Below are 26,110 nucleotides of genomic sequence, written 5' to 3'. Positions count from 1 at the left end.
CCTACAGGTCGCCCGTAATTGATTTCACGGGATTCCACAAAAATGGCGGGCGACCCAGCGGGTCGCCCCTACATCAGATTTTATCGCCGCACAGATCTTTTTTGAACAGCTCTCCTGCGCCCCGCGAGGCACAGAAATCGCCACACATAGTACAGGTCTTTTCATCTTCGGGGACCCGACTGGCGCGGATCGCTTTGGCATCTTCCGGAAACAGCGCCAGGTCAAACTGCTTCTGCCAGTCCAGATCGCGCCGCGCCTTGCTCATCTGCTTGTCCCGCTGGCGGCCTTTTTCTGGATATTTATTCATATCACCGATGTAGGCCGCAACCTTGGACGCCTTAACGCCATCGACAACGTCCTGCTCATTCGGCAACGCCAAATGTTCGGCCGGGGTGATGTAACAGATCAGGTCGGCACCGAAACGGCTCGACTGGGCAGAACCGATCGCGGCGGAGATATGATCGTAACCGGGGGTAACATCGGTGGAAATCGGACCGAGCATATAGTAGGGCGCATCATTGCTCATCCGTTTTTGTAGCTTGATATTGGTCTCAATTTCATCGAGCGGCATATGCCCCGGTCCTTCGACCAGCATCTGGCAACCCATCTCCTGACCGAGCTCAGCCAGCTCGCAGTTAATCAGCAACTCCTGAACCATCGCCCGATCATGGGAGTCGTGGATGGCACCGGCGCGCAGGCCGTTACCGAGCGAGAGCACGGTATCGTATTTTTTCAGGATGGAAACCACCCGATCGAATTTTTCGTACAGCGGGTTCTCTTTGCCGTTGGCCATCATCCAGGCGACCATCGACACGCCACCCTTGCTAACCAGACCGCCGTAACGGTAGCCCTGCTTGCGCAGTCGCTCGATGGTGTAGAGGTTGATGCCGCAATGCACCGCCATAAAGGCCATGCCGTCGGCGCACTGCTGCTCGATGATGTCAAAAAGCATTTCTTCGTCGAGCTTGTTCGGATCGCCATACTTGCGCGCCGCCTCGCAGAAGGCTTGATAAAGCGGCACGTTGCCGACCGGCAGATCGACGGCGGCGATCACTTCTTGGCGCACCCGATTAAGGTCACCACCGACGGACAGCTCCATCAGGGTATCCGCGCCGGCCGCCTCAGCCGCCTTGGCTTTGCGAATTTCGGCAGCATAATCGACGATATCGCTACTGGTCCCGATCGAAGCATTGACCTTGGTCGCCAGCCCTTTACCGATGCCGACCGCTTTCGGCTTGCGGTTGTGGTTCCAAGGAATAACGATGGTGCCGAGGGCGACCTGCTCGCGGACATATTCTGCGCAGAGATTTTCTCGTGCGGCAACTGCCGTCATCTGCTCACTAACAACGCCCTCGCGGGCTAATTCGATCTGGGTTTTCACTGCAACTTCCTCCTGCATTTATTAACGTGTAGGGGCGAGACATGTCTCGCCCGAGGCGACCTATAGGTCGCCCCTACTAATATCTTCATTTTTTTTGCTGTAAACAAAAATTGACAAAATTCTCCGCCACCTGCGGGTTGCTGCCAAAATGCAGGTGCACGTAAGAGCCTAAAACATTATTGATTCGATATCCTTCACGACCGAGTTGCTCGCCACCGCGACGGCTCAGCGCATAACACGGCTCGATCGAGTCCGGCATCTCAACTTCAGAATAGTGGAACTCGTGACCGCGCACCTGAGTGCCGACTGGGCCCAGCGGCGTAGCAGCAATCAAATCGAGTTGTCGATAGCCGAGCGCCCGCCGTTTAGCCAGCATCTTCGCGTTTGCGGGAAAAACATCGCACATCGGTTTTTCATCGATCGCCCGACAGAGATACATAAACCCGCCACACTCGGCGTAAATCGGCAAACCGTTTTCTGCCTGCTGCCGAATCTGCTGCCGCAATTCGATGTTTCCTGACAACTGCTCAGCGTGCAGTTCCGGATAACCACCGCCAAGATAGATGCCATCAAGTCCTTCCGGAAGACAGGGATCAGTCAACGGCGAAAAGACAACCAGTTGCGCTCCAGCCTGTTCCAGCAAGGCGAGATTCTCCGGATAGTAAAAACAGAAGGCCCGATCGCGGGCAACGCCGATGCGCAGTTTTTTTTCTGCCGCTGGCTTCGGTTCTTCAGTCGCTACGCGAACGGAACTGCTGGCCAACCGTTGTAACTGCTTCAGGTCGAGATGCTGCTCGACCCAATCGGCCAATTTTTCGCCATGATTGCCCGATAAGTCTTCGGCGGTCACCAGCCCCAGATGCCGCTCCGGCAGGGCGATATCCTCCTGCCGCGGCAGGCAACCGAGCAAGGGCGGCAAACCGGGAGTTGAAGCCATCGCTTCCTGCAGTAGCTGCGCATGGCGGGCACTGCCGATCCGGTTGGCAATAACACCGGCGATCTGCAGCTGCGGATCAAAATCGCAAAACCCTTTGACCAGGGCCGCAAAACTGCGCGCCTGCGAACGCGCATCAACCAACAGAATCACCGGCAGCCCGAGCCACTTGGCAATCTGTGCGCTGCTGCCATCTTCGCAATCGCCGCTGACGCCATCGAACAGCCCCATAACCCCTTCGACTATTGCCAGATCAGCTCCAACGCCACCAGTGCCGAAAGTGTCACGCACCTGCAGTTTGCTGCAGAACCAGCTGTCGAGGTTATGTGAGGCCCGGCCGCAGATAGCCGCGTGATGACCGGGATCGATATAATCGGGACCGATCTTGAACGGCGCAACGACTAGTCCCTGTCGCTTTAAAGCCGCCATCAGACCGAGGGTCAGACTGGTCTTGCCACTGCCGCTGCTTGGTGCGGCGATCAGCAGTCCGGGGATCTTATCTTCAATCATGCATGTTCTCGAATACAATAATGGCTAAGCAAAAATTTCGTCCAACAAGGCGTCGATTTTGCGCGAGGGCGAAGGCATACATCAGTATGTCAAGGTCTCGAGCAAAATCGGCAACACCGTGGGGCGGACTTTTTGCGACGCCATCAGCCGTTGAGTTTGTTGACCACGGCGATACCGTCGGTAAAGTAATCAATAATGTTGTGGCAACCGTAATCCTGTTCGATATGAAACAGTCGCTCGAGAGGAGCGCCAATGGCGTCGAGCAAAATAACCCGGTTGACGCCACCGTGACCGATGATGACGATCTCGCCGCCAGCATGGTCGGCGATAATTCCCTTGATCACCGGCCGGACCCGCTGCGCCATCTGCAGCAACGTTTCTCCGGCGGGTGGAGCAACATTAACAATATCGTCGAGCCGAGCCTGCCAGAGTTCGGGATATTCCTTTTGCAACTGCCCCCAGGTCTGCCCTTCCCAATCGCCGATATGCAATTCGCGCAGCTCTTGTTTGTAAACCGGCCGGGGTTCCTGCAACAGGGCGATCTGGTCGGCGGCGGTACGGCAACGCAGTAGGTCACTGGAGTAGATGGCGGCCAGCTTTCGGTGCTGAAAACGTCCAGCAAAGGCGGCCGACTGCTGACGACCGAGATCGGTCAACGGGATGTCCCCTTGGCCGTTGTAGCGTTTCAGCTTAAAACCTTCGACCTGACCGTGGCGTAACAGATGGATGCGGGTAGCTTTCATATCGACCTCAATAGAGTGCCAGTATCAGCAGCAAGCAGAAGACTTCAACAAGCTCAGTCGCGGCACCGAGTACATCCCCGGTCACCCCGCCGAGACGGCGTTCAAAATAATGCATCAGCAGCGCTGCAAAGAGCAGCAGCAGGGCCGCCAGAAACAGCCCCTTGAAAGCAAACAGGACCAGGCTGGCCAAGAGCATTGTCAAACTGGCGCGCAGCAGTTCTTTACCGCTGACATGATCGACGAAGACCGAGCCGGTGCCTCCTTCGGAACGGATATAACTGGAACAGTTGGCCAGAAATACCTGACACCAGCGCCCGGCGGTCGGCATCAGAATCAGCGCGGCACTCTTCTGCGCCAGTGGCACATGATAGAGACACAGATACTTGAGCAGCAGCACCATCACCAGCGCGACCACGCCCATGGCACCGACCCGGCTGTCCTTCATGATTTGCAGACTGCGTTGCCGATCGCGACTGCCGGCCAAGCCGTCAACCATATCGGCAACCCCGTCCAGATGCAGGGCTCCAGTGGCGAAAACCAACAAAAGTAGCAGCAGACAATCAACGACCGCACGAGGCAGCAGCGGCGTCAGCAACCCGTTGCAGAGCACCAGCAGCAGCCCCAGCACAAGACCGACCGCCGGGAACAGACCCATGCTGCGGCCGAGCCGCGGGTTATCCATCGGCAGGTTATTGGCCAGCGGAAAGACGGTCAGAAAAGCGCACGCGGTGCGAAAATCATCCCAGTGTTGCCTCACTGGTCCTCCCCTGCGGTGACACCGGCTTCGTCAAAGGTCAGAACTTCGCGCAGCACCTGCAGACCTGCTTCGATCAGGGTCATGCTCAGAGCGGCGCCGGTTCCTTCGCCAAGCCGCAGGCCGAGATCGAGCATCGGCTGTTGACCGATCCGGACCAGCATGTGGTGATGGCCGATCTCCACCGATTGATGGGCGGCGAAAATATAATCGCGCACCTGTGGATGCAGTTCGGAGGCGAGCAAGGCTCCAGCAGTAGAAATAAAACCGTCGACCACCACCGGTATTCCTTCGGCCGCGCAGCCGAGGACCAACCCGGCAATCCCGCCGATTTCAAAACCACCGACCTTGGCCAAGACGTCGACCGGGTCAGTGGCCTGCGGTTGATTGACTTCCAGCCCTTTTTTGATCGCAGCAACTTTCCGCGCCAGACCGTCATCATCGATCCCGGTGCCACGGTGGGTGACCTGATCGATCGGCAAGCCGCAGATGCAAGCGGCAATCGCCGCCGACGGGGTCGTATTGCCGATCCCCATGTCGCCGGTGCCGACCAGATCGATATCGTCCGCTTTTGCCTGCTGCGCCATTTCAACGCCGGTCGCCAAAGCCTGCAGTGCCTGCTCGCGGCTCATCGCCGGGCCGGCAGTGAAGTTGGCGGTGCCCTTGGCAATCTTGCGTTTGACCAATCCACTAAGATCTTCGAAATCGGTCGCCACGCCCATATCAACCACCAGCACTTCGGCACCTGCATGTCGGGCCAGGGCATTGATTGAAGCGCCGCCGTCGACAAAATTGAAAACCATCTGCGGCGTCACTGCCTGCGGGAAGGCACTGACCCCTTCGGCAACCACGCCGTGATCGCCGGCGAAGGTATAAATTCTTTTTCCGCGCACTTCTTCCCGACCGGTGATAGCGACATAGCGACGCGCAAATTCCTCCAGTCGCCCGAGGGAGCCGATCGGTTTGGCCTGCCGGTCGATGCGCGCCTGAAGCTCGCTCAATTTCTGCTCAGAAACCGGTTGGATGCGATCAAGAACGGCTTGCAGATTGAATTTGGCCATCTTTTTCTCCAGACTATTTATGCTGAAACAACCCGTAGGGGCGACCTATAGGTCGCCCGACAATCGGTCATCCGCAACCACGGGCGAGCCATGGCTCGCCCCTACAGTAATTAAACTACTTCAATTTTACCGGCAAACCGGACACCACCAGCCAGGCTTCATCGGCAGCAGCGGCGAGTCGTTGATTAACGATTCCGGCCAGGTCGCGAAACTTGCGCGCCATACGGTTTTCCGGGACAATGCCGCTGCCGAGTTCGTTGGAAACCAGGTAGAGGGGTTCATCCAGTTGCCAGGCCATTTCGATCAGACGATCCACTTCTGCCAGCACCGGTCCCTGCTGCTCTTCAAAATGAAAGAACAGATTGGTGATCCACAGGGTTACGCAATCGAGCAATAACGCCCCTTTGCCGCTCGCGGCATCGGGCAATTTATCAGCCAACCAAAGCGGTTCCTCCAGCAGTTGCCAGCGCTCGCCACGCACCTGTTGATGCAGCTCGATCCGAACCGCCATCTCGTCATCTTCAACCTGAGCCGGGGCAATGTAGAGCAACTTCCCGGTATGATTTTCCACCAGTTGCTGGGCATAGCTGCTTTTTCCGGAGCGCGTGCCACCGGTAACATAAATCATCCCTGCCATCGCTGCCTCCGTTAGTATTCGATCCCCGGACGGGCCGAAAGGCCCTCGCTAAAAGGATGTCGGTAAGCCTCAATCTGGGAAACCAGATCGGCCAGAGCTAATACCTCTTGTGGTGCATTGCGACCAGTCAACACCAGTTCGGTTCCCGCCGGTCGCTGGCGCAGCAGTTCCAAACCCATTTCCAACGACAGATAGCCTTTGTGCAACACGCCGTTAAACTCGTCGAGCACCACCAGATCGTAGTCACCGGAGAGAACTTTGGGGCGCACGGCAACAAAGGTTTCGCTGACATTGCGACTCAATTCATCCGGCCTTCGCCGGGCGTCAATGCCACCGAGTCCGGCACTGACGATCTCTAGTCCCGGCAATTGTTGCAGAATCAGTAACTCACTGCTGGGCGGATCGACCGGTTTGAGAAAGCGCACCAGCAACACCTTAAAGCCTTGACCGAGGGCGCGGATAATCAGACCGGTGGCGGCGGTGGTCTTGCCCTTGCCCGGCCCGGTATAAACCTGAATAATCGCCTGCTCCATCGAATGCTCCAAAATAAAAAAACCCCGGAACCATACGGGTCCGGGGTCTGAATAACACGACTCCGGCGCCTCTCCCGCGAAAGGGCTACGGTCAATATCCGGGCAGGTCTCCTGGCTTGTGGATCGACTTACTGGCCAGCCCTTCCCGGCTCAAAAGAACCAGTGGATTGCTGACGGTCATCACCACTTACAGTTGCGGGGCAGCGAGGGATTTGCACCCTCTTCCCTATTCTCCCATCGGCACTAATAACGCCTGACAGGCACCTAGATAGTTTACTAAAAAATTGTCCTGCGTTTGTAACAGAGGTCGAAAAAAAAAGCAATCTTACGCCAATTTAGGCTTCCAAGGCCTCTTCAATGCGCTCCCAGATATCATCTTTTCCATCACGGGTTTGCGCAGAAAAAAGACTGAACGCATCACGCGGCAGACCGGTTTCAGCAACGATCTGCTTGATATGTTTTTCCCGCTGACTACGATTGATTTTATCAATCTTGGTAATCACCGGGATGGTCGGCACCCCGAACTCTTCCAACCAATCGAGCATCTGGATATCCTCTTCACGGGGAATGCGACGGATATCAAGAATAAAAATCACCGCCTTAAGCGAATCACGCGAAGCCAGATAGGTTCGAATCATCGGTCCCCAAGCCTTTTTCACCGCCAGCGGAACCTTGGCAAAACCATAACCGGGCAGGTCGACCAAAGTGAAGCTGCCGTTGATATTGAAAAAGTTAAGCAACTGGGTACGTCCCGGAGTTGAGGAGGTCCGCACCAAGCTATTCCGATTGACCAACACATTGATCAACGAACTCTTACCGACATTACTGCGCCCGGCAAAGGCAATCTCGGCGAACTCGGGGGGCGGATAATTTCCTGGTTTGGTGGCACTTTTAATAAATTCTGTGGATGAAATTTTCATCGATAATTTCCGTCTATAAAGAGAAACATGCCCGTGAAGAATAATCGACCTGCGCACTCTTGGCAACGAACGATTAATTCCTGCCGGATTAAATTTACAAATTGCAGATCTGCGCTAAGGTTTAGACTGTCTTTTTTCCTTTTCCACAGAAAAACTTTGCGCTTTAGGAATATGTGAGTATAATGGTCATCTATTAACTGTTGTATTTATCTGAACTTGAAAATGGAGGTCCCACCAATGATGAGCGATAAGCTTGTAACTGCCTTTAACGAGCAGATCCAGTTTGAAATCCATTCCGCCCTGATCTACAAAGCGATGCAGGCCTATTTTGAAGCCGAAGACCTGCCCGGCATGGCCAACTGGATGGACGTCCAGTACCAGGAGGAGCTGTCGCACGCGGAAAAAATGTTCACCTTTGTTTGTGAGGCCGGTGGCCGGGCAAAGATGCTGGCGATGGACGAGCCGTGCAATGAATACAGCTCGCCCCTCAATGTTTTTGAAACAGCACTCGCGCACGAGCAGATCGTAACCTCAAGAATCAGCGATCTGCTGGAACTGGCACAACAGGAGAAAAGCCACGCCGCGCAGATTTGTCTGCAGTGGTTTGTCACCGAACAGGTTGAGGAAGAAGCCAATGCCGGGCTGATCATCAAAAAACTGAAGATGGTCGCAGGTGATGGCCGTGGCCTGTTGATGATCGACCAGGAGTTGGCGCAACGGACTTTCGTCCCGATTGCCGCCGCATAACAGCTGCACTTATTATTCCCTAAACTGGAGGAGAGACCCAAATGCTGAGTGATATCGATGTCAAAAATGCTTTAGTCCGTTCGGTACAAACCGAAAAAAACGCCATGAACTTTTATCAGATCGCTGCCAAGCAAATGAAAAATGCTGACGCGATCAAAACGTTTGAGCTGCTGGCCCGTGAAGAGCGTGAGCACGCCAAACACTTCTTCGACAAATATGACGGCGACGACCTGGCCTCTTTCGAAGAATTCATCGCCACCGATCCCGACCGGGATAGCGAGTGGTTGTCGGATCTCGACAAAGCCCTGCTGTCTAACTTCTCCGATCGTAAGGCAATGGAACTGGCGATGGAAAAAGAGCAGCGCCTGGAAGAGAGTTTGCGGGAAATGGCCGCCAAAATTGCAGATGCCGAGGTTCGCGCCATCTTCGAAGAGAACGCCAAGTCGACCCATAACCACTATGTGCTGATCGAATCTGAGTATGCTCGCCTGATGGGCATGGTTCACGAGACCGATATTGATACTTTCGTTCGCGAATAGGATCTAGGTAAAAATTAAAAAGACAAAGAAAGGCTCCGCGATATTGCGGGGCCTTTCTTTGTCTCTACCAGCGCTGAACATTTTCTATCGTCAGGGGTCAATACTTCGCCAGGGGACTGATGCCGAACACCTCGGGGAAAACCACTAGAATGACCAGCACCACAACTTGGAGCGCAATAAAGGGGATCACCCCGGTATAAATGTCCGTGGTCTTTACTTCCGGCGGCGCGACCCCTTTCAGATAAAACAGGCTAAAGCCGAAAGGGGGGGTTAAAAACGAGGTCTGCAGATTCATCGCCACCAGAATGGCGTACCAAACCGGATTAATCCCCAGATTGGCGGCAATCGGTGCCAGAATCGGCACGATAATGTAGGAGATTTCAACAAAATCGATAAAGAATCCGAGGACCATGATGATCAGCATCGACAGAATCAGGAAGCCCCATTTTTCTCCGGGCAGCCCCAGCATAAATTCTTCCACCAGATAATCGCCACCGGTATAGGTGAAAACCATGGAGAAAGCAGTTGCCCCGATCAGGATAGCAAAAACCATGGCACTGATTTTGACGGTTTCCACAGAACTGTTCCACAGCATTTTAAAAGAAAACTGCCGATAGAGCAGAGCGAGGACAATGGCACCGACACCACCAACCGACGAAGACTCGGTCGGCGTAGCGACCCCGGCAAGAATTGAACCGAGCACCAAAATGATCAACACCAGTGGTGGAATAATGGCTTTAAGTGCATGAAAGACCTGCTGCCCCTTAGTTCCTGTCATTTCTTCCAGACGCACCGGTGGCGCCAAATCTTTATTGACTATAGTAATAATGACGATGTAGATAACGTAGAAAGCGACCAGAGATAAACCCGGCCAGAGGGCCGCTTTGAAGAGATCACCGACCGGTTCCTGAAAGACATCGCCGAGGATGATCAAAACAATCGATGGCGGGATGATCTGCCCGAGAGTTCCCGCCGCGCAAATGGCTCCAGTGGCGAGTTTTTTATCATAATTATACTTGAGCATGACCGGCAGGGAGATCACCCCCATGGCAACGACGCTGGCACCGACAACTCCGGTCGAAGCAGCCAGTAACGCCCCAACCAACACCGTCGAGATAGCAATCCCGCCGCGGATCTCGCCAAACAAAAATCCCATCGATTCAAGCAGGCGTTCTGCAAGATTCGACTTCTGCAGGACAATTCCCATAAAAATAAACAGGGGGATGGCCATCAGAATAGTATTGTTCATGATCGACCAGATCCGGTGCGGCATCATGGCAAACATCTGCGGCCCGGCTTCGGCCAGCACGCCGAAGAATACGGCCACTCCGCCGAAAGTAAAGGCAACGGGAAAACCGACGAGCAACAAAATGAGGGCAACGCCGAACATTATGAGACCGATCATGCCAACCTTATCCTATCTAAATGAGTTGCTTCCATTGCTATCCATTTGGGCATCGCTAAGTCAAAAACCGCGGCGATTACAGCACATTGTCTTCAATATGATGCTCTGGAGGATCTTCTAGACCCCTAAAGATATTGATGTTATGCAGAATGAAACCGAACGAGGAAATAATCAGAAAAATAAATGAAGCTGGGATCATCGCTTTAATCAACCAACGCATCCCCAGGCCACCCGGATCCCCGCTGATTTCTTGCGACATATAGGCTTCCTGCACATACCAGAAAGATCCCTTGATGATCAGCACACTCAGCGGCAGTAAAAACAGCAGAACCCCGCCGATATTGACGATCGCCTTCCAGCGGGGAGAAAAACCATCATAGAGGATGTCAACCCTGACATGACCGTCCTCCTTGAGAGCGAACGCCATACCAAACAGAAAAACGACCGAGAACAAGTGCCATTCCATTTCCTGCATGGCGATAGAGCCGGAATTGAAGAAATAGCGCATGATGGAATCATAGAAAACATTGCCCAACATGACGAGATTAAGCAAACCGGCAATCCAGCCCATTAGATCCGAGAACCGATCAAAGACGTTTTCCAGCTTTAACAGCATTGCTTTTCCTCTTTGACGAAGAAAGTGGGCTCCCGCACTGTGCCGGGAGCCCCTTTTACATGCTACTCAAGATTATCTTTGAGATAGGCAAAATCTGAAATTGCGGTCCACTTGCGAGCCTTTTTCATATAGGCTTTCTGCGAGTCCCAAATCTCCTTAAATTCCGGGTTTTTCCCAGCAGTGGCATTGAGGAGTTCGGTATTCGCTTTTTTCATCGCACTGATGATGGTTGGCGAGAAGGTGCGGATTTTGACATTAGGATATTCCTTCTCGATCGATGCCCAGTTGACAGCACTTTCGTGGTACGAACGAGCATACATGTCATAGGCCGCATACTGCATGGCGGTCGTCAGGATTGCCTGAAGATGCTTTGGCAAACCATCGAATTTGGCCTGATTAACCATAAATTGCAGTTCGGTGGCCGGTTCATGCCAGCCGGTGTAGTAATAAGGGGCAATCTTCTGGAAGCCCATATTCAGATCAAGCGAGGGGCCAACCCATTCGAGAGCATCAATGGTGCCGCGATCAAGCGCGGTGTAAAGTTCACCGGGAGCGATGTTGGTCACAACAACCCCAAGCTTGGAAAGGACTTCGCCGGCAAAGCCGGGAATACGCATTTTTAAGCCCTTGAAATCGGCCAGAGTTTTAATTTCTTTCTGGAACCAGCCACCCATCTGATTGCTGGTATTTCCGCCGGGGAAGGAATAGACCCCATGCTTGTCATAAACCTTCTGCATCAACTCCATGCCACCCCCATAATAAAACCAAGCGTACTGCTCAGGGACGATCATGCCGAAAGGCATGGTGGTAAAGAAAAGCGTGTTAATATCCTTCCCCTTCCAGTAATAGGAAGCGGAATGACCCATTTCATACTGGCCAGCCTTAACCATATCAAGGATACCGAAAGCCGCCTTATGCTTATTAGACGAGTCGATCCGGATTTCCATTTCACCGTTCGACATGGCTTTGACCATATCGGCCATTTTGATAACTGCATCACCAAAAATCGGGAACCCTGTCCCCCAAGTCTGGGCTAATTTCCAAACAATTTTTTCTTTTTCAACTTTGGGTGCTTCCGCTTGAGTCGCTTGTTGCTGTTCACCACAGGCGGTCAGCCCAAACAGCAAGACAACAACGAGAAACATCTGAATCAACTTGATTGCCGCACGCATACTTCCTCCTCTAGAGTTAAAGAGTGGACAGCCAACCATTTACCAATGGTCAGAGCTGGGGGGACCGTCCCCCAAAACGATGGTGTAGAATCAAATGATCCCGTACTAAACAGGCAAAGTCAACTTAGCGCAGGAAAAGAGATAGGACCTCAGGGACATTCAGCAGAAGCAACCAAGAAAGGAGCAAATATCAGTCTAGCGGGGGGAGAAGTTCAATCACAAAGGTTGCGCCACCGGCTGGAGTTTCCTCGACCCACACGGAGCCGTTAAAAACCCGGGCGATTTTTGCTACGGTCGCCAGACCGACACCAGAACCAGGCAGTCCGGCTCCGGTGCGGCCCCGACGAAACGGTTGAAAAATCTCATTCTGCTCGTCCACAGCAACACCTGGCCCATGATCGATAACCCGGTAACGAACCCGATCGGGCAATCCTTCTCCACTAATCTCTATCCGTGGGTCCTGTATTGCGGCATATTTGAGAGCATTATCGAGCAGAATGCGGAACAGATCAGCCAGCAGCGATTCGGGGATACGAATATTGGGCAAAGAACCAATACTCACCTTTGCCTGTCGTTCGACAACCTTGTTCGACAACTCGAGCAAGACATCATCGGCAACCGTGTTAACATGGATTTTGTTCGTTGGATTTTTTAACTGCCCGACGCGCGCCAGAGTCAAAAGATCCTCCAGCAGGGTTTTCATTTTTGTTGCCGTAAACATGATCTCCCCCAGCGACTCTCGGCCGATGTCATCCAACTGATCGGCATAGCGGTCTTGCAATAACTCAGTAAATCCAATCAAAGGAGTTAGTGGGGAACGCAAATCATGGGAAACGGTGGAAACAAAAGCATCCAGTTCGCGATTGGCCAATTCAAGGCGCAATTCAGCGGCCTTGCGTTCAGTGATATCACGAAAAACCCCTAGTTTTTGCGTCGGCTTCTCTGCCACGGGGTAGGGAGAATGGATAATTTCATAGGTCCGACCGGTCGCAGCCAAATCGCGCTCGCCGCAAATCACCTTGCCCGCCAGGACCTCCGCTATGGGGCAGTCTTCACAAACACGCACTTGCTGATGAATTGCCTGATAGCAAGTCTCGCCAGTGATATCGCCGAAGATATCGCGCAGGGCCCGGTTGGTGAAGGTGATTTCAAACCTGTCATCGCAAATATAAACCGGATCGGTCATGCCATCGAGCACCGACCTTAGCGCAGCCTTTTCAATCTCCAGTTCGCGAGTCCGATCCTCGACTTCACCACGCAGACTGTTTTCCAGTTTCTTCAGTCGACTGATATCGACAAAGGCCTCTATCCCACCAATGACCTGTCCGTTCTCATCCCTTAGCAAATCGACATTTTTCGTCAATTCAACCCGCTGACCATTTTTGTGTTGAACGGAACAACTGATTCCGATCACCGGCTTCCTAATCTCGTCACAAAATAAGCCGCATTTTTGCTGACACGGGACCCCCTCAAGAAAAGAACAATGCTGGCCAACGGCCTCGGCTGCCGGATAACCGGTTATCCTCTCCGCTTCGGCATTCCAATAGACAACCTGCAAGTCGACATCGACCAGAAATAACCCAGTGGGAATGGTTTGCAACAGGGTCTCGAGCGGGTATTCGGCAAGTAGGCGGTGGAGATTTGCCTTCATTCTGACCCCTCACGGAAAAACAGAATAACTGCTAAACGGCTGCAATGACTATATCACTCGGCTGGCTCCTGGCCAAAGAGTTTCAACGGCACCACAAATAGATCAAACCAACTAGGCCCGACCGATAACCGCCACCTCAACCGTTGCGGCTCCGGCATCCAGCAACGTCCTGCAACAACCCTCGACGGTCGCTCCGGTCGTCATGACATCATCCACCAGCAAAACCCTTTCCCCATGCAATTCCCCCTGTACCCTAAAGGCCTGGTGCAGGTTATGCTCCCGTTCGCGCGCCGAGAGTTCTTGCTGCGCAGCGGTTTCCACGGTTTTCACCAATAGCTCGACAGCTACCGGCAGTTCTCTCTTACGCGCTAGTTCACGGGCCAACAAGAGAGCCTGATTGAAATTACGTTGCTGCAGGCGGCAAAAATGTAACGGCACCGGCACAATAAGATCAACTTTCAGCTCCGGGGTGAGGGCCCTTTCAAGCATCATTGCGAGAGGACGATCCAAACCGATGCGCCGATTGAATTTAAACTGATGGATGGCATCCCGCAGAGAACGGTCGTAAAGACCGACGGCATGGACTTTTTTAAATGAGGGCTGTTTTACGAGGCAGCGACCGCAGAGATGCCCGCTATTATCTGACGCCGGAAAAGGGAGAGCGCAACAGGGACAATGGGCCTCAGGAAGGGACCGAAAACCGGACAGACAGGCGGGACAAAAGATCTCCCCCCAGTCGACGGGAAAGGTGACTCTGCACAGGGGGCAGGCTGGCGGTAACAGTTGCGCCAACAACCAGTCAATACTCCGGCGCAGCCTTACCATCCACTCCCCCTCTGTTGATATTCTAAGCCAACAATGAACGGCCAGTCATTGCAGCCGGGACTGCAACGTCGAGTAAATCGAGAATTGTCGGGGCCAGATCGGCAAGAATCCCATCACGCAACGCAACCTGCTGGCGCGATGCATCAACAAAAATCAGCGGCACAGGATTGGTGGTATGTGCCGTATGGGCCCCCCCCTTACCATCACTCATCTGCTCGCAGTTACCATGATCGGCGGTGATCAACAGGCGGCCATTGACTTTGTGCATTGCGGCAACCACCCGCGCCAAACAACTGTCGACCGTTTCCACCGCCTCAATGGCAGCGCTGAGGACTCCGGTGTGACCAACCATATCCGGGTTGGCGTAGTTGAGGATAATCAGCTGATATTGTTCAGATTCAATCCGCCGGACCACCTCGTCGGTGACCGCAACGGCACTCATCGCCGGTTTTTGATCGTAGGTGGCGACATCCTGCGGCGAAGGGATCAAGACGCGATCCTCCCCCGGCCAGGCCTGCTCGACACCACCATTGAAAAAGAAGGTGACGTGGGCATACTTTTCTGTTTCGGCAATGCGTAATTGTTTGAGCCCTGCCTTGGAGACAACCTCGGCAAGAATATCGGGATAGCTTTGAGAGGGAAAGGCGACCGGTAAGTCGAACTTTTCGTCATACTCTGTCAGGCAGACGTAATCGACCAGTTGGGGCGTTTTGTTGCGAGCGAAACCGGAAAAATCGGCTTGCGTCAGGGCACGGGTGATCTCTCGGGCACGGTCGGCGCGAAAATTGAAAAACAAAACGCCGTCACCATCAGCAATATTTCCCGCGGGACCAACCACCCGAGGCTCGACAAATTCGTCGGTTTGGCCGGCGGCATAGGCAGCACCAATCGCTTCGGCCGAAGTGGCCGCTTGCTCACCAAACCCCTCGGTCAAAGCCCGGTAGGCTTTTTCAACCCGGTTCCAACGATTATCACGATCCATCGCCCAGTAGCGGCCGGTAACCGTCGACACCCGGCCCAAGCCGATTTTGCTCAATTCACTTTCGAGTTGTTCCAGATAGGCGGCGCCGCTACTCGGTGGGGTATCACGTCCATCCATAAAGGCGTGGATACAGATATCCTTGACCCCGAGTTGTTTGGCCATCCTCACCAAGGCATACAGGTGACTGTTGTGCGAGTGGACACCACCATCGGAAAGAAGACCGAGCAGGTGCAACTTACCGTCGCTGCTAACGAGTCGTTCGCAGAGTTGCTGCAGAGAGGTATTTTCCAGCAGGCTACCATCTTCAATAGCCAGACTGATGCGGGTCAGATCCTGATAAACGACCCGACCGGCACCGATATTCTGATGCCCGACCTCAGAATTGCCCATCTGCCCGTCCGGCAGACCGACATCGCGCCCAGAGGCTCCGATACGACCGGTCGGCCACTCACTACGCAGCGCATCCATCGTCGGAGTCGCCGCCATGCAAGCAGCATTCTGGTCACAGCTATCACTAATCCCCCAACCGTCGAGGATAACCAGTGCGACCGGTCCTGTCGACACAGTTAAACCCCTCGCTGTCCGTGAGGGATCGCTTTGGGTGCGTCAACCGGCTTGGCATCCTGAATCTGCTTACGCTCTGGCAGGACCAAGGTGTCCCAGGCTTTGCAGTTAGTACAACGACTGAGCCACTCGTCATGCCTGGCGTTGCATTTTTCACAGACAAAACCAAGACTCAGATGACTATCAATACCGAGCGCGCGCTGATATTCAACCACGGCCTGATCGACCTTGTTGCGCCGACGGTGTGCTTCCGCCAACAACAGATGCAACTGAGGAAAATCGATACCGGTCGTCTCCAGATCGATCAGATGCTGCAGGGCTTCATCGACCATCTCTAAACGCAGGCAGAGGCGACCAAGGTAGAGTTTAAGCAACAGGTCACTGCTATCTTCCTGCATCTGGCTGCTGTAGAAAGAGAGGAGCGCCGCTGGATCTTCCGCACCGATATAGAGATCTTCGAGACGGGAAAGAAAAATGCTCTTCTGCAGCGCTTTGTAACCATCCTGAAAGACGCGGGCAGCATCAGTATCGCGCTTTAGATGCCGATAAGCGTCCCCCAGAGTAACTCGGGCAGGGGTGAAGCCGGCATTGTGCTTAATCAGGTCACGACAGGCGTCAACGGCCTGCTCCGCTTCGCCTTTGTCGAGAGCACTGCGAGCGACTTCGTAGCGCAACTGCAAAAATATTTTCTTTTCCGCATCGACTCGAGGACCAGATGAGGTCGCCTTGACAATTTTTTTCTGCAGCGTCAAAGCCTCTTGCCAACTCCCCAGTTCAACCTGAAGATCACGCAAAGCGCGCATTGCCTTACGATTTTCCGCGTCATTGGCAAGGAGCTCTTTGTAAACCCCCATGGCCTCTTCACGCCGACCAGCCTCGCGAAAGATGCCCGCCAGTTTAAACAGAATTTCCAACCCCTTCGGGTCGATCTTCCGCGCATTTTGCAGCAGGTCGATCGCTTCTTGAGTATTGCCTTCTTGCTCGGCAACACTGGCGAGCGCCAAATGACCGTCGACCCGTTTAGGATCACGATCAAGTGCTTTTTTTAGCAGCGTACGGGCTTTTTTCAGGTCACCGGACAACAATCGACCAACGCCGCTACGGTAGATTGATCCAACCTCTTCGACCTTCTTTAGCCGTCGGCCACCTCGCCAGTTTTTCATCGACTGGCTCAAGGCGCTGAAAATGTGGACGCCATTACCGAGCATCAGACCGATCAGCAAAATACAGATCAACATGATCGCTGTCGGCAAGGTGAAGCTCTGTTCACTGGTCAAAAAAACCGTGACTTCGCCCGGATTGATCCCCCAGAAATATAGAAACCCAAGGGCAAAAACGATAAAAATAAGCATGAACAGGGCAACAACAATCATGGACATCTCCAGCTGCGCCTTCAGGACGCTCAGAGGTTGTTATTCACCAAACTTTTCGACTTCAGACTTGCAATCGACACAATAGCGGGAGAATGGCCGGACTTCCATTCGACGGTTCGGTATCTCCTCTTCACAGCGAGCGCAGAGACCATAAACCCCTTGGTCCATCCGTACCAGAGCGGCATCAATATCACGAACCCGGCCACGCTGAGTCTCACTCAAATTCATCAATACTTCTTGATTATAGCTGTTCGATGACATATCGCCAATATCGGGGACACCATCTTTTCCCAGAGACTGAGAGGCGGCATAGGCTTTTTCCGCCTCTTCCAGCACTTCCTCACGCATTTTCAACAGGTTATCCCTGATTTCTTGTAATTGTTCTTCGTCCATCTTGCAATCGGCCTCCTGCTCCTAGGTCGTAAAACTAACGATTATGGTAAGGCTCATTACGCAGAATAGTACTACTGCGATAGAGTTGTTCCAACAAAAACAAGCGTGCCATCTGGTGAGTAAATGTCATCTTTGACAGAGAGAGCAAAGAATCAGCCCGCTGGCGAACTTCCGCGGCGAGACCATAGGGCCCACCGATCACCAAACACCAGTCACGACCGCCATGCAGCATTTCGTCACCCAAACGTTTGGACAAATCCTCGGAAGTAAAGCTGCGGCCGCGCTCATCGAGAGCAATCAGGTAAGAGCGTTCTGGAACTTTCTCCAGAATTCGTTCCCCCTCGCGCTTGAGAAGGCCAGGGATATCCCCTTTACGCCCACCCTTCTCCTCTTTCAATTCAACTATTTCCAGCTGAAAATAATGCTGTAACCGGCCAGCGTAATCCTCGACCGCCTGCCGCTGCCAAGCCTCAGACAGCTTGCCGACACAGACCAGCCTCAATTTCACCCGGCGTCAGTCCTTTCCAAAGGGACCTCTGGAGCCTCGCTCCACAAACCCTCCAGGTCGTAAAACTCACGCACCGGTTCCTGAAATACATGCACCATAAACTCACCATAATCGAGCAACACCCAGCGGCCCTGATCCATCCCTTCGATGGCCAGCGGTAACTGCTTATAATGGGCTTTGAATTCAAGTTTAATATTTTCTGCTATTGCTTGTACCTGCCGATCGGAGCGCCCCGACACCAGAAGCAGATAATCGGTCAGCGAAGAGAGCTCTCGCACCTCCAGCAATTTCAGATTAAAGCCCTTTTTATCTAGCGCATATTCAACCGCCTGCAGGGCTAAGTTTTGTTCTTGCAAAATTGGTCCTTTTTTCGTTGTTCCCGCGACATTATGAAACGGGCTGTCAGCTATTTTGATAAAGCTTATGTTGCTTGATATATTCAGCGACCCCGACCGGAATCAACGCTGCCACATCACCTTCTGCCTGTAGCAGCAGACGAACTTCCGTGGATGAGACATCGCGACAGGTATGGGTGACTGAGATGACTGAAAACCCACCAGCATGTGACAGATTTTCAGAATCGGCATCATAGCAGAAGAGATCTGCGATAGCAACCGGCAGAAGTTGCTGCAAGGTGCCGGAAAATCCGGGCCGAGCCGTCACCACCAGATGGGCTAATTCGAAGAGACGAAGATACTCTTTCCAAGATCCGATTTCGGCAAATGAATCGAGTCCCATAATAAAATAAAACTGATCTTCCGGATACTCGCGACGCAACTGCTCCAGGGTCTCAACCGAATAGCTGGTCCCGCCACGTCGTCCCTCCAGATCGCAAGCGACAAAGCGCGGATCGCCAGCTAGTGCCAACTCAACCATCTCCAGGCGATGGTCAAAGGACACCTCAGCGGCTAACTTCTTATGCGGCGGCTGACAGGTCGGCATAAACCAGATCTGATCAAGTCCGCAGCAATCCAGAACCTCTTCAGCAATGTGCAGATGGCCGAAATGGATTGGATTGAAAGTGCCGCCAAGAATGCCGATTTTCATCGCGCCCGACCCGCTAATCCCTGACCTGACCGCTACCCAGGACAACAAATTTTCTGGTTGTTAGATCCTCCAGCCCCATCGGTCCGAAAGAATGCAGCTTGGACGTCGAGATACCGATTTCGGCCCCCAGTCCCAGTTGACTACCATCAGAAAAACGGGACGAAGCATTGACCATCACCACGCTGGAATTGATTTCGCGCACAAACTGCTGCGACAGCGAATAATCGTTGGTCACGATCACCTCGGTGTGCAGCGACCCATAGGCCTCAATATGCTCCTTGGCCTGTTGGTAGTTTTCGACAATTCGCACCGCCAGAATCAACTCCAGATACTCAGCGTGCCAGTCGTCCTCGGTGGCCGGAACAAGATCAGCAACAATCTGCCGGGACTTCTCGCAACCACGTAGTTCGACTCCAGACTGGCGCATGGCGGAAACAATCTGCGGCAGGAAAACTGCGGCAACATCCTGATGAATCAACAACGTTTCCATCGCGTTGCAAACGCCGGGGCGCTGAACCTTGGCGTTGATGCAGATTTCTTCGGCCATCTGCAGATCGGCAGCCGCATCAACGTAGGTGTGACAGACCCCCTTGTAATGCTTGATCACCGGAATGCGGGAATTTTCCGCAACAAAGCGGATCAGGCTTTCACCTCCACGCGGAATAATCAGGTCGATCTGCTCTTCAAGCTTAAGCAACTCGGTGACCGCGTCGCGGTCACTGGTGGTCACCACCTGCAGTGCTGCCTGCGGCAAACCCATCACGACCATCGCCTGCTGCAAAATAGAGCCAATCGCCCGATTCGAATGAATCGCTTCGGAACCGCCACGCAGAACCACGGCGTTGCCGCTTTTCAGGCAGAGCCCGGCTGCATCGGCGGTCACATTGGGTCGCGACTCATAGATAATCCCGATGACACCGAGAGGTATCCGCTGGCGACCGACTTGAATACCGTTGGGCCGTAGCCACATGCCGGTCACTTCGCCGACCGGGTCGGGCAACGCGGCCACTTCGCGCAAACCATCGGCCATCCCCTTGATTCGTGCCGGGGTCAGGGCCAGACGATCAACCATCGCGGCAGCCATCCCCTTGTCGCGCGCGGCTTGAAGATCTTTTTCATTCTCCCGCTGCAGCTCTGCTTCAGCCGATTCCAGGGCGGCGGCCATCTTCAACAATAACGCATTCTTCACCCCCGAAGACAACACCGCCATCTGCCGGGAAGCCTGTTGCGCAGCAACCGCAAGCGCCTGCATTTCCTCGCGAACACCCATCAATCAACCTCCTCTTCGCCCTCAATGGTCAAGACCAGATCATCGCGGCACACCACTTCATCGCGATATTTATAACCGAGGACGGTTTCGATTTCAGCACACTGCTTACCCATAATTTTCAACGTTTCGGCCAAAGAATAACTGACCACGCCACGCGCAAACTCCAGCCCATCCCGATCGCACAGACGGACCGCGTCACCGCGCTCAAAACCGCCGTCAACACCGCAGATCCCTGAGGGCAACAAACTTTTACCGCGCTTGATAACCGCCTGTTGGCCACCTTCATCAATCAACAATTTCCCCCGCGGTTTCTTGGAAAAAGCGATCCAGTGTTTTTTCGCCGTCAGCTTCGACTGAGACGGCAGAAAGTAGCTCCCAACATCTTCGCCGTCGAAAATACGCGGCAGGATATGCGGCGTACGACCATTGACGATCAGGGTACCAACCCCACTCAGCGCAGCTTTTTTTGCCGCCTTAAGCTTGGTGGCCATACCACCGGTCCCGAGCGTTCCTTTGGCCTTGGTGCCCATCGCCTCAATGGCCGGGGTCACCCGCTCAACAATCGGAATCAATTGCGCCTGGGGATTTTCGGATGGATTGCTGTCGTAGAAACCATCGACATCGGAAAGGATGATCAGCATGTCGGCTTCCACCAAAGTGGTCACTAACGCGGAGAGATTGTCATTATCGCCAAAACGGATCTCTTCGACGACCACCGTGTCGTTTTCGTTGACGATCGGCGTCACGCCGTATTCGAGCAGCGTGGTCATCGTATTGCGGGCATTCAGATAACGGCGCCGGTTGGACAGGTCATCGCGCGTCAGCAACACCTGAGCAACATTGTAATTGTGGGCGAGAAAGGTTTCCTTGTAGGCGCGGATAATCCGCGTCTGGCCGATCGCCGCAGCGGCCTGTTTCTGCGGAATGGTTTGTGGCCGGCCGACAATCCCCAGCTGTCCCTTGCCCGCGGCAACCGCACCGGAAGAAACCAAAATCACTTCCAGCCCACGATCAAGCAAGCCGCAGACATCTTCAGAGATCGACGCCAGGCGTGCCTCATCAAGACCGGCCTCCGTCGAGATAACCCCGCTACCTATCTTGACCACAACCCGCTTTACATGTGAAAACAATGCGTTGCGCATCCCCTCAAACCCTCTCAGCAATAAATCAACTGGCTTTGCAGGCGATAACCTCAGTCCCCGGTCGTGTCAAGGTGCGGCGGGGTCCCCATATCGAGCGCCCCGTCCGGCTGCTCGCGACGACGATCCAAGGCGTCACCAACCGCATGGACCAGCTCCTTGAGCCCCTCACCAGTCACCGCGGAAACCAGAAATACCGGGTAGCCGAGCGATTCAAAATGCTCACGCAATTCGACCGCCTGCTCACGAACTTCGGTAATATCGGCCTTGGTCAACACCACCAGTTGTGGCTTGTCTGCCAGAGATTCGTCATACCTGCGCAGCTCGCTGTTGATCATCTGGAAATTTTCAAAGGGGTCACCCTCCTGCAGACAGGAGAGATCAACCAAGTGCAAAAACAGATCGGTCCGCTCAACATGGCGCAAAAAGCGCGTCCCAAGACCGTGCCCCTCACTCGCCCCTTCAATCAACCCGGGGATATCGGCCATAACCATGGTCTTAAAACCGCCGTATGGCACCACCCCAAGATTCGGCACCAGAGTGGTAAAGGGATAATCGGCGACCTTCGGCTTGGCCGCCGAAACCGCAGAAATCAGCGTCGATTTACCGGCGTTCGGCAGGCCGACCAGACCGACATCGGCGAGCAGTTTAAGCTCCATCCGCAACTGCCTGGTTTCCCCCGCGACTCCCGGCTGAACATGGCGTGGAGCGCGATTGGTGCTGGTCGCAAAACGGGCGTTGCCGCGTCCCCCCTGTCCACCGGCGAGAAACAGGATCGGCTCGCCGATTTCTGTCAAATCAGCTAACAGCTCATCGGTATCATCATCATAAACCAGGGTCCCCGCCGGCACCCGCAGCTCTAACGACTCACCACCTTTGCCATGCTTGTGCTTACCCAGACCCGGCGCGCCGTTTTTGGCTTTGCAGTGGCGCATGTAGCGATAATCGAGCAGGGTCGTCAAGGCGGTATCGACAACAAAGTAGATACTCCCTCCCTTACCACCGTCCCCCCCGTCGGGACCACCCAGGGGAATAAATTTTTCACGACGAAACGACAGGCAGCCGCGCCCACCATCTCCAGACTTCACTTCGATTATGACCTGATCAACAAACTTCATTGCTTCTTTCCCGTTTCAGTTCTGCCAGCGTGTTACCGGCGACTCAAAAAGAGGCAGCCGCAGATGCCCCCTTTTCAATCGCCGGCAAAAGAAAAACCCGATACCACTATCGCGGTACCGGGCTCTTCTGGTTGCTTCTTGCGAACGTAGCTTAGTCAGCGTAAACGCTGATCTGCTGACGCCCCTTGGCTTTGACCTCGAATTTAACGACGCCTTCGACCAAAGCAAACAGGGTGTAATCCTTGCCACAACCGACATTGTTGCCGGGGTGAAAGGTGGTGCCACGCTGGCGAACCAGAATGGAACCTGCGGTCACGAGCTGACCACCAAAACGTTTGACCCCGAGGCGCTTACCAGCGCTGTCGCGGCCGTTCCTGGAGCTACCGGCTGCTTTCTTATGTGCCATGAGTTCGCCTCCTTAAGCTTCAATTGCCGCGACTTTAAGTCGGGTAATTTGTTGACGGTGGCCGAATTTCTTTCGGTACCCTTTGCGCCGCTTGGATTTAAAGACCAGAATCTTCTTGTCTTTTTCCTGGGCAACGATCTGTGCTTTAACTTTAGCACCTGGTACGAGAGGTGTTCCGAGTTTAACCTCTGCGCCACCGACCATGAGGACCTGATCGATTTCAACAGTCTCGCCGACTGCTCCATCGATCTTTTCGACCTTTACCAGGTCGCCTTCGGAAACTTTGTACTGTTTGCCTCCGGTCTTGATCACCGCATACATGTTGCTTCTCCTATCGCCAAATTAACAAACTGCAGACGCAAAAATAGCGCTGCAACGGCGCACTGTATCTGAGCCCATTGCGGCTGTCAAGAGGAAATCACGGCGCGACAATCAAAGCAGCAAGCAATGTTTTGGCCGCACAACCCGATCCCCCCACCTGAGGTGGCCACAAAACCACCTTCAATCATCGACCGGCAACCCACCCGGCGTACTCTTCGCCCGCCGTTTCCGCAGTCGCTGCACCTCGTGCAAACGCTTTTCGGCCAAGCGGATCAGACGCCCCTGGCAGCAATCCGTCGTCTTTCCCGACGTCAACAGCAGTTTTTGGTAACGTCCATTACTCTGCAACTCCCAGGCGCAGCCACGATCTTTGAGTTGCAATTCAAAAATCACCCGCAACTGCTCGCATAGCATCTGGTTCTCGACGGGAACCAGCGTCTCTACGCGGTGCTCAAGATTCCGCTTCATCAGATCGGCCGAACCGATGAAAAATTCTTCCGCGCCAGCATTCTTAAAATAAAAGATCCGCGCATGCTCGAGAAACCGGCCAACAATTGAAATTACGCGGATATTCTCTGACAGCCCAGGAATGCCCGGACGGATCCGACAGCTGTCACGCACCAGCAGTTCAATCTGCACCCCAGCCTGTGAGGCATGATAAAGCGCGCGGACAATATCCACATCCTCGAGCGCATTCATTTTAAAGCGGATCAGCCCTGGCTGCTGTTCGTCATGCACAGCGATCTCACGTTCAATCTTATCGAGCAACGCTTTCTTGAGAATTTTCGGTGCCGGTAACAGCTTGCTGTAGTTACGCTTGGGGGTAAAGCCGGTGGTCAGATAATTAAACAGCTCCGTCGCATCACGCCCCACCTCTTTATCGTAAAGGAATAAACCCAAATCGGAATAAACCCGCGCCGTGACCGGATGATAGTTGCCGGTGGCGATATGCACATAACGCCGCAAACCACGGTAATCCTGGCGAACCACCAGAATCATCTTGGCGTGCGCCTTCAGACCAACCACCCCGTAGGTGACATGAATACCGGCCTCCTCCATGCGGCTGGCAAGCAGGATATTGGCCTGCTCGTCAAAGCTGGCCTTAAGCTCGACCACCACCGCCACCTGCTTGCCATTTTGCGCCGCCCTGATCAGGTAGCCTGCCAGTTCGCTGTCGGGATCAGTGCGATAAAGGGTCATCTTGATGCCACGGACCTTAGGGTCAGTTGCGGCCTCTTCGAGAAAACGCTCGACCGAAGTAGTAAAGGATTCATAAGGATGCTGCAATAAAATGGCGCGCTGCTCACGGATGATGTGGAAAATACTCCGATCCTTACTCAGCTGCGGATGATCGATCGGGTGATGGGGGGCATCTTTTAATTCCGGCAGGTCGAGATGGTAGATCTCCCACAAATCACGTAGCCCAAGCATACCGGCAGCGGAAAAGACATCCTTCTCTTCATCCAATCCCAGTTCCGCCGCCAACCGCCCGCGGTGCAGCGGTTTGATATCCGGCTTGACCTGCAAGCGCACGATCGGGGCAAATTTTCGGTTGTGCAGCGCCGTTTCTATCATCTCCAGTAGATCGTCGGCGTGCTCTTCCTCCTTGCTGGTATTCGCATTTCGGGTCAGCCGAAAGAACTCACAACTGATGATCTTCATCCCCGGAAAAAGCAGATCAAGATTGTTGGCCATCACTTCTTCCAGCGGCACAAAACGGTAACTTGTTCCAACCCGCTGAAACCGGTCGACGCCAGCGCCAACCGGCACCTTGACCCGCGCAAGAGAAACATCAGTTTCGCCCGGGTAACGCAGGGTGACCAGCAGGTTCAGCGACAGATTGGAGATAAACGGAAAGGGATGGGCAGGGTCGACCGACTGCGGCGTCACCAAGGGGAAGATACTGTCGTAATAATACTGACGCACCTCGTTTCTCTCCGCCTTGCTCAATGCGGAATAAGAGGTAATATCGACCCCAACCTCACGCAAGCCAGCGAAAACAACGCTGACAATCTGCTCTTTATCGAGCAGGTATTCATGGATCCTGAGATAGCAGTCATTGATCTGCTGCTGCGGAGTCCGGCCATCAACGGTCGGCTCCTGAACATTGGCCGCCACCTGCTGCTTGAGCCCGCCGATCCGCTTCATGAAAAATTCATCCATATTCGACCCGGCAATCGCCAGAAACTTAACCCGCTCCAGCAAAGGTTTCGTCTCGTCGAGCGCCTGTTCGAGCACGCGATGGTTGAATTCCAGCCAACTCAATTCACGGTTGAAATAGAAACTCGGATCGTCCAGATCAAATTGCGGCACACTTGCTGCGGTGGCTAGCGTTGTCTCTTGCGAAGACATCTCCAACGGTAACAGATCAAGATGCTCACTCGGTTCTGCTGATCGGTCGGTCATGTCAATCGAACCCTTTGGTAAAAGCTAAAAGCGGCAGAATTTATTCTTCACAGCAGGGCGAGATTCCAGCGTTAAACGCAAGAAAGCCCGAAAAACTGTCATGAAATACTAACAGATTTCCAAGCTTTAGATAAAAATTACTGCGTCGAGCAGCA

The 26,110-nt window shown here is 53.7% G+C and carries 27 protein-coding genes and 1 riboswitch; of the genes, 2 read left to right on the top strand and 25 right to left on the bottom strand.

Going from position 1 to position 26,110, the window contains the following annotated elements:
• Nucleotides 1–73: 73 nt before the first annotated feature.
• The 8 genes from thiC to yihA all read right to left on the bottom strand — a co-directional run bounded on the left by thiC (nucleotide 74) and on the right by yihA (nucleotide 7,473).
• Nucleotides 74–1,381, bottom strand: a complete 1,308-nt coding sequence (gene thiC, locus ACZ5PT_RS07385; RefSeq protein ID WP_464266171.1) for a phosphomethylpyrimidine synthase ThiC — start codon at nucleotides 1,379–1,381, stop codon at nucleotides 74–76.
• An 85-nt stretch (nucleotides 1,382–1,466) separates the two neighbouring features.
• Complete coding sequence (locus tag ACZ5PT_RS07380; protein ID WP_464266170.1) at nucleotides 1,467–2,825, bottom strand: cobyrinate a,c-diamide synthase; 1,359 nt, start codon at nucleotides 2,823–2,825, stop codon at nucleotides 1,467–1,469.
• A 143-nt stretch (nucleotides 2,826–2,968) separates the two neighbouring features.
• Nucleotides 2,969–3,568, bottom strand: coding sequence for an alpha-ribazole phosphatase (gene cobC / locus ACZ5PT_RS07375; protein WP_464266169.1), 600 nt, complete (start codon nucleotides 3,566–3,568; stop codon nucleotides 2,969–2,971).
• 7 nt (nucleotides 3,569–3,575) lie between these two features.
• On the bottom strand, nucleotides 3,576–4,325 hold the full coding sequence (cobS, locus tag ACZ5PT_RS07370; RefSeq protein ID WP_464266168.1) for an adenosylcobinamide-GDP ribazoletransferase: 750 nt from the start codon (nucleotides 4,323–4,325) through the stop codon (nucleotides 3,576–3,578).
• Entirely contained in the window at nucleotides 4,322–5,383 is a 1,062-nt protein-coding gene (cobT, locus tag ACZ5PT_RS07365) for a nicotinate-nucleotide--dimethylbenzimidazole phosphoribosyltransferase (protein ID WP_464266167.1), read from the bottom strand. The genes cobS and cobT overlap by 4 nt, the downstream gene beginning before the upstream one ends.
• A gap of 115 nt (nucleotides 5,384–5,498) precedes the next feature.
• Nucleotides 5,499–6,020 (bottom strand): bifunctional adenosylcobinamide kinase/adenosylcobinamide-phosphate guanylyltransferase, encoded by a 522-nt coding sequence (cobU, locus tag ACZ5PT_RS07360; RefSeq protein ID WP_464266166.1) that lies wholly within the window; start codon nucleotides 6,018–6,020, stop codon nucleotides 5,499–5,501.
• 11 nt (nucleotides 6,021–6,031) lie between these two features.
• A complete protein-coding gene (locus ACZ5PT_RS07355; RefSeq protein ID WP_464266165.1) occupies nucleotides 6,032–6,553 on the bottom strand; it encodes a cob(I)yrinic acid a,c-diamide adenosyltransferase in 522 nt (173 codons plus the stop codon).
• Between the two features lie 84 nt (nucleotides 6,554–6,637).
• Nucleotides 6,638–6,836, bottom strand: a riboswitch (cobalamin riboswitch).
• A 52-nt stretch (nucleotides 6,837–6,888) separates the two neighbouring features.
• Nucleotides 6,889–7,473 (bottom strand): ribosome biogenesis GTP-binding protein YihA/YsxC, encoded by a 585-nt coding sequence (gene yihA, locus ACZ5PT_RS07350; protein WP_464266164.1) that lies wholly within the window; start codon nucleotides 7,471–7,473, stop codon nucleotides 6,889–6,891.
• 237 nt (nucleotides 7,474–7,710) lie between these two features.
• Between yihA and ACZ5PT_RS07345 the strand changes: the two genes are divergently transcribed.
• Both ACZ5PT_RS07345 and ACZ5PT_RS07340 read left to right on the top strand, forming a co-directional pair.
• Complete coding sequence (locus tag ACZ5PT_RS07345; protein ID WP_464266163.1) at nucleotides 7,711–8,220, top strand: ferritin; 510 nt, start codon at nucleotides 7,711–7,713, stop codon at nucleotides 8,218–8,220.
• A gap of 41 nt (nucleotides 8,221–8,261) precedes the next feature.
• Nucleotides 8,262–8,759, top strand: a complete 498-nt coding sequence (locus tag ACZ5PT_RS07340) for a ferritin-like domain-containing protein (protein WP_464266162.1) — start codon at nucleotides 8,262–8,264, stop codon at nucleotides 8,757–8,759.
• Between the two features lie 97 nt (nucleotides 8,760–8,856).
• On the opposite strand, the gene ACZ5PT_RS07335 is transcribed toward ACZ5PT_RS07340, so the two are convergent.
• From ACZ5PT_RS07335 to ppk1, 17 genes are all read right to left on the bottom strand, one after another.
• Complete coding sequence (locus ACZ5PT_RS07335; RefSeq protein WP_464266161.1) at nucleotides 8,857–10,164, bottom strand: TRAP transporter large permease; 1,308 nt, start codon at nucleotides 10,162–10,164, stop codon at nucleotides 8,857–8,859.
• Nucleotides 10,165–10,240: 76 nt separating this feature from the next.
• Entirely contained in the window at nucleotides 10,241–10,780 is a 540-nt protein-coding gene (locus ACZ5PT_RS07330) for a TRAP transporter small permease subunit (protein WP_464266160.1), read from the bottom strand.
• Between the two features lie 62 nt (nucleotides 10,781–10,842).
• Nucleotides 10,843–11,952, bottom strand: a complete 1,110-nt coding sequence (locus ACZ5PT_RS07325; RefSeq protein WP_464266159.1) for a TRAP transporter substrate-binding protein — start codon at nucleotides 11,950–11,952, stop codon at nucleotides 10,843–10,845.
• A gap of 190 nt (nucleotides 11,953–12,142) precedes the next feature.
• Complete coding sequence (locus tag ACZ5PT_RS07320; RefSeq protein ID WP_464266158.1) at nucleotides 12,143–13,603, bottom strand: sensor histidine kinase; 1,461 nt, start codon at nucleotides 13,601–13,603, stop codon at nucleotides 12,143–12,145.
• Between the two features lie 111 nt (nucleotides 13,604–13,714).
• A complete protein-coding gene (locus ACZ5PT_RS07315) occupies nucleotides 13,715–14,428 on the bottom strand; it encodes a ComF family protein (protein WP_464266157.1) in 714 nt (237 codons plus the stop codon).
• A 22-nt stretch (nucleotides 14,429–14,450) separates the two neighbouring features.
• Nucleotides 14,451–15,974: a 2,3-bisphosphoglycerate-independent phosphoglycerate mutase gene (gpmI, locus tag ACZ5PT_RS07310; RefSeq protein ID WP_464266156.1), complete on the bottom strand. Its 1,524-nt coding sequence runs from the start codon at nucleotides 15,972–15,974 to the stop codon at nucleotides 14,451–14,453.
• A 2-nt stretch (nucleotides 15,975–15,976) separates the two neighbouring features.
• Nucleotides 15,977–17,347 (bottom strand): tetratricopeptide repeat protein, encoded by a 1,371-nt coding sequence (locus ACZ5PT_RS07305; RefSeq protein ID WP_464266155.1) that lies wholly within the window; start codon nucleotides 17,345–17,347, stop codon nucleotides 15,977–15,979.
• A 39-nt stretch (nucleotides 17,348–17,386) separates the two neighbouring features.
• Nucleotides 17,387–17,740 carry a TraR/DksA family transcriptional regulator gene (locus tag ACZ5PT_RS07300; protein WP_464266154.1) on the bottom strand — a complete coding sequence of 118 codons (354 nt, stop codon included), beginning with the start codon at nucleotides 17,738–17,740 and terminating at the stop codon, nucleotides 17,387–17,389.
• Nucleotides 17,741–17,774: 34 nt separating this feature from the next.
• Nucleotides 17,775–18,248, bottom strand: coding sequence for a 23S rRNA (pseudouridine(1915)-N(3))-methyltransferase RlmH (gene rlmH / locus ACZ5PT_RS07295; RefSeq protein ID WP_464266153.1), 474 nt, complete (start codon nucleotides 18,246–18,248; stop codon nucleotides 17,775–17,777).
• On the bottom strand, nucleotides 18,245–18,604 hold the full coding sequence (gene rsfS / locus ACZ5PT_RS07290; protein ID WP_464266152.1) for a ribosome silencing factor: 360 nt from the start codon (nucleotides 18,602–18,604) through the stop codon (nucleotides 18,245–18,247). Before rsfS ends, rlmH begins: the two co-directional genes overlap by 4 nt.
• Nucleotides 18,605–18,650: 46 nt before the next feature.
• On the bottom strand, nucleotides 18,651–19,295 hold the full coding sequence (nadD, locus tag ACZ5PT_RS07285) for a nicotinate-nucleotide adenylyltransferase (RefSeq protein ID WP_464266151.1): 645 nt from the start codon (nucleotides 19,293–19,295) through the stop codon (nucleotides 18,651–18,653).
• Between the two features lie 13 nt (nucleotides 19,296–19,308).
• A complete protein-coding gene (locus ACZ5PT_RS07280) occupies nucleotides 19,309–20,565 on the bottom strand; it encodes a glutamate-5-semialdehyde dehydrogenase (protein WP_464266150.1) in 1,257 nt (418 codons plus the stop codon).
• On the bottom strand, nucleotides 20,565–21,707 hold the full coding sequence (gene proB, locus ACZ5PT_RS07275) for a glutamate 5-kinase (RefSeq protein WP_464266149.1): 1,143 nt from the start codon (nucleotides 21,705–21,707) through the stop codon (nucleotides 20,565–20,567). The genes ACZ5PT_RS07280 and proB overlap by 1 nt, the downstream gene beginning before the upstream one ends.
• 50 nt (nucleotides 21,708–21,757) lie before the next feature.
• Entirely contained in the window at nucleotides 21,758–22,822 is a 1,065-nt protein-coding gene (gene obgE / locus ACZ5PT_RS07270; protein WP_464266148.1) for a GTPase ObgE, read from the bottom strand.
• A 151-nt stretch (nucleotides 22,823–22,973) separates the two neighbouring features.
• Entirely contained in the window at nucleotides 22,974–23,228 is a 255-nt protein-coding gene (gene rpmA, locus ACZ5PT_RS07265; protein ID WP_464266147.1) for a 50S ribosomal protein L27, read from the bottom strand.
• A gap of 12 nt (nucleotides 23,229–23,240) precedes the next feature.
• On the bottom strand, nucleotides 23,241–23,549 hold the full coding sequence (gene rplU, locus ACZ5PT_RS07260) for a 50S ribosomal protein L21 (protein ID WP_464266146.1): 309 nt from the start codon (nucleotides 23,547–23,549) through the stop codon (nucleotides 23,241–23,243).
• 180 nt (nucleotides 23,550–23,729) lie between these two features.
• Nucleotides 23,730–25,901: a polyphosphate kinase 1 gene (gene ppk1 / locus ACZ5PT_RS07255; RefSeq protein ID WP_464266713.1), complete on the bottom strand. Its 2,172-nt coding sequence runs from the start codon at nucleotides 25,899–25,901 to the stop codon at nucleotides 23,730–23,732.
• Nucleotides 25,902–26,110 lie beyond the last annotated feature (209 nt).

Source organism: Desulfuromusa ferrireducens, assembly GCF_055389805.1.
Note: the sequence above shows the minus strand (reverse complement) of the source record. Positions and strands in the feature narration are given on the sequence as shown.

Coding starts and splice junctions, on each gene's coding strand:
- ACZ5PT_RS07380 (WP_464266170.1), bottom strand. CDS start 2,825: ATGATTGAAGATAAGATCCCCGGACTGCTGATCGCCGCACCAAGCAGC.
- cobC (WP_464266169.1), bottom strand. CDS start 3,568: ATGAAAGCTACCCGCATCCATCTGTTACGCCACGGTCAGGTCGAAGGT.
- cobT (WP_464266167.1), bottom strand. CDS start 5,383: ATGGCCAAATTCAATCTGCAAGCCGTTCTTGATCGCATCCAACCGGTT.
- cobU (WP_464266166.1), bottom strand. CDS start 6,020: ATGGCAGGGATGATTTATGTTACCGGTGGCACGCGCTCCGGAAAAAGC.
- ACZ5PT_RS07355 (WP_464266165.1), bottom strand. CDS start 6,553: ATGGAGCAGGCGATTATTCAGGTTTATACCGGGCCGGGCAAGGGCAAG.
- yihA (WP_464266164.1), bottom strand. CDS start 7,473: ATGAAAATTTCATCCACAGAATTTATTAAAAGTGCCACCAAACCAGGA.
- ACZ5PT_RS07345 (WP_464266163.1), top strand. CDS start 7,711: ATGATGAGCGATAAGCTTGTAACTGCCTTTAACGAGCAGATCCAGTTT.
- ACZ5PT_RS07340 (WP_464266162.1), top strand. CDS start 8,262: ATGCTGAGTGATATCGATGTCAAAAATGCTTTAGTCCGTTCGGTACAA.
- ACZ5PT_RS07335 (WP_464266161.1), bottom strand. CDS start 10,164: ATGATCGGTCTCATAATGTTCGGCGTTGCCCTCATTTTGTTGCTCGTC.
- ACZ5PT_RS07330 (WP_464266160.1), bottom strand. CDS start 10,780: ATGCTGTTAAAGCTGGAAAACGTCTTTGATCGGTTCTCGGATCTAATG.
- ACZ5PT_RS07325 (WP_464266159.1), bottom strand. CDS start 11,952: ATGCGTGCGGCAATCAAGTTGATTCAGATGTTTCTCGTTGTTGTCTTG.
- ACZ5PT_RS07320 (WP_464266158.1), bottom strand. CDS start 13,603: ATGAAGGCAAATCTCCACCGCCTACTTGCCGAATACCCGCTCGAGACC.
- ACZ5PT_RS07315 (WP_464266157.1), bottom strand. CDS start 14,428: ATGGTAAGGCTGCGCCGGAGTATTGACTGGTTGTTGGCGCAACTGTTA.
- ACZ5PT_RS07305 (WP_464266155.1), bottom strand. CDS start 17,347: ATGATTGTTGTTGCCCTGTTCATGCTTATTTTTATCGTTTTTGCCCTT.
- ACZ5PT_RS07300 (WP_464266154.1), bottom strand. CDS start 17,740: ATGGACGAAGAACAATTACAAGAAATCAGGGATAACCTGTTGAAAATG.
- nadD (WP_464266151.1), bottom strand. CDS start 19,295: ATGAAAATCGGCATTCTTGGCGGCACTTTCAATCCAATCCATTTCGGC.
- ACZ5PT_RS07280 (WP_464266150.1), bottom strand. CDS start 20,565: ATGGGTGTTCGCGAGGAAATGCAGGCGCTTGCGGTTGCTGCGCAACAG.
- proB (WP_464266149.1), bottom strand. CDS start 21,707: ATGCGCAACGCATTGTTTTCACATGTAAAGCGGGTTGTGGTCAAGATA.
- obgE (WP_464266148.1), bottom strand. CDS start 22,822: ATGAAGTTTGTTGATCAGGTCATAATCGAAGTGAAGTCTGGAGATGGT.
- rpmA (WP_464266147.1), bottom strand. CDS start 23,228: ATGGCACATAAGAAAGCAGCCGGTAGCTCCAGGAACGGCCGCGACAGC.
- rplU (WP_464266146.1), bottom strand. CDS start 23,549: ATGTATGCGGTGATCAAGACCGGAGGCAAACAGTACAAAGTTTCCGAA.
- ppk1 (WP_464266713.1), bottom strand. CDS start 25,901: ATGTCTTCGCAAGAGACAACGCTAGCCACCGCAGCAAGTGTGCCGCAA.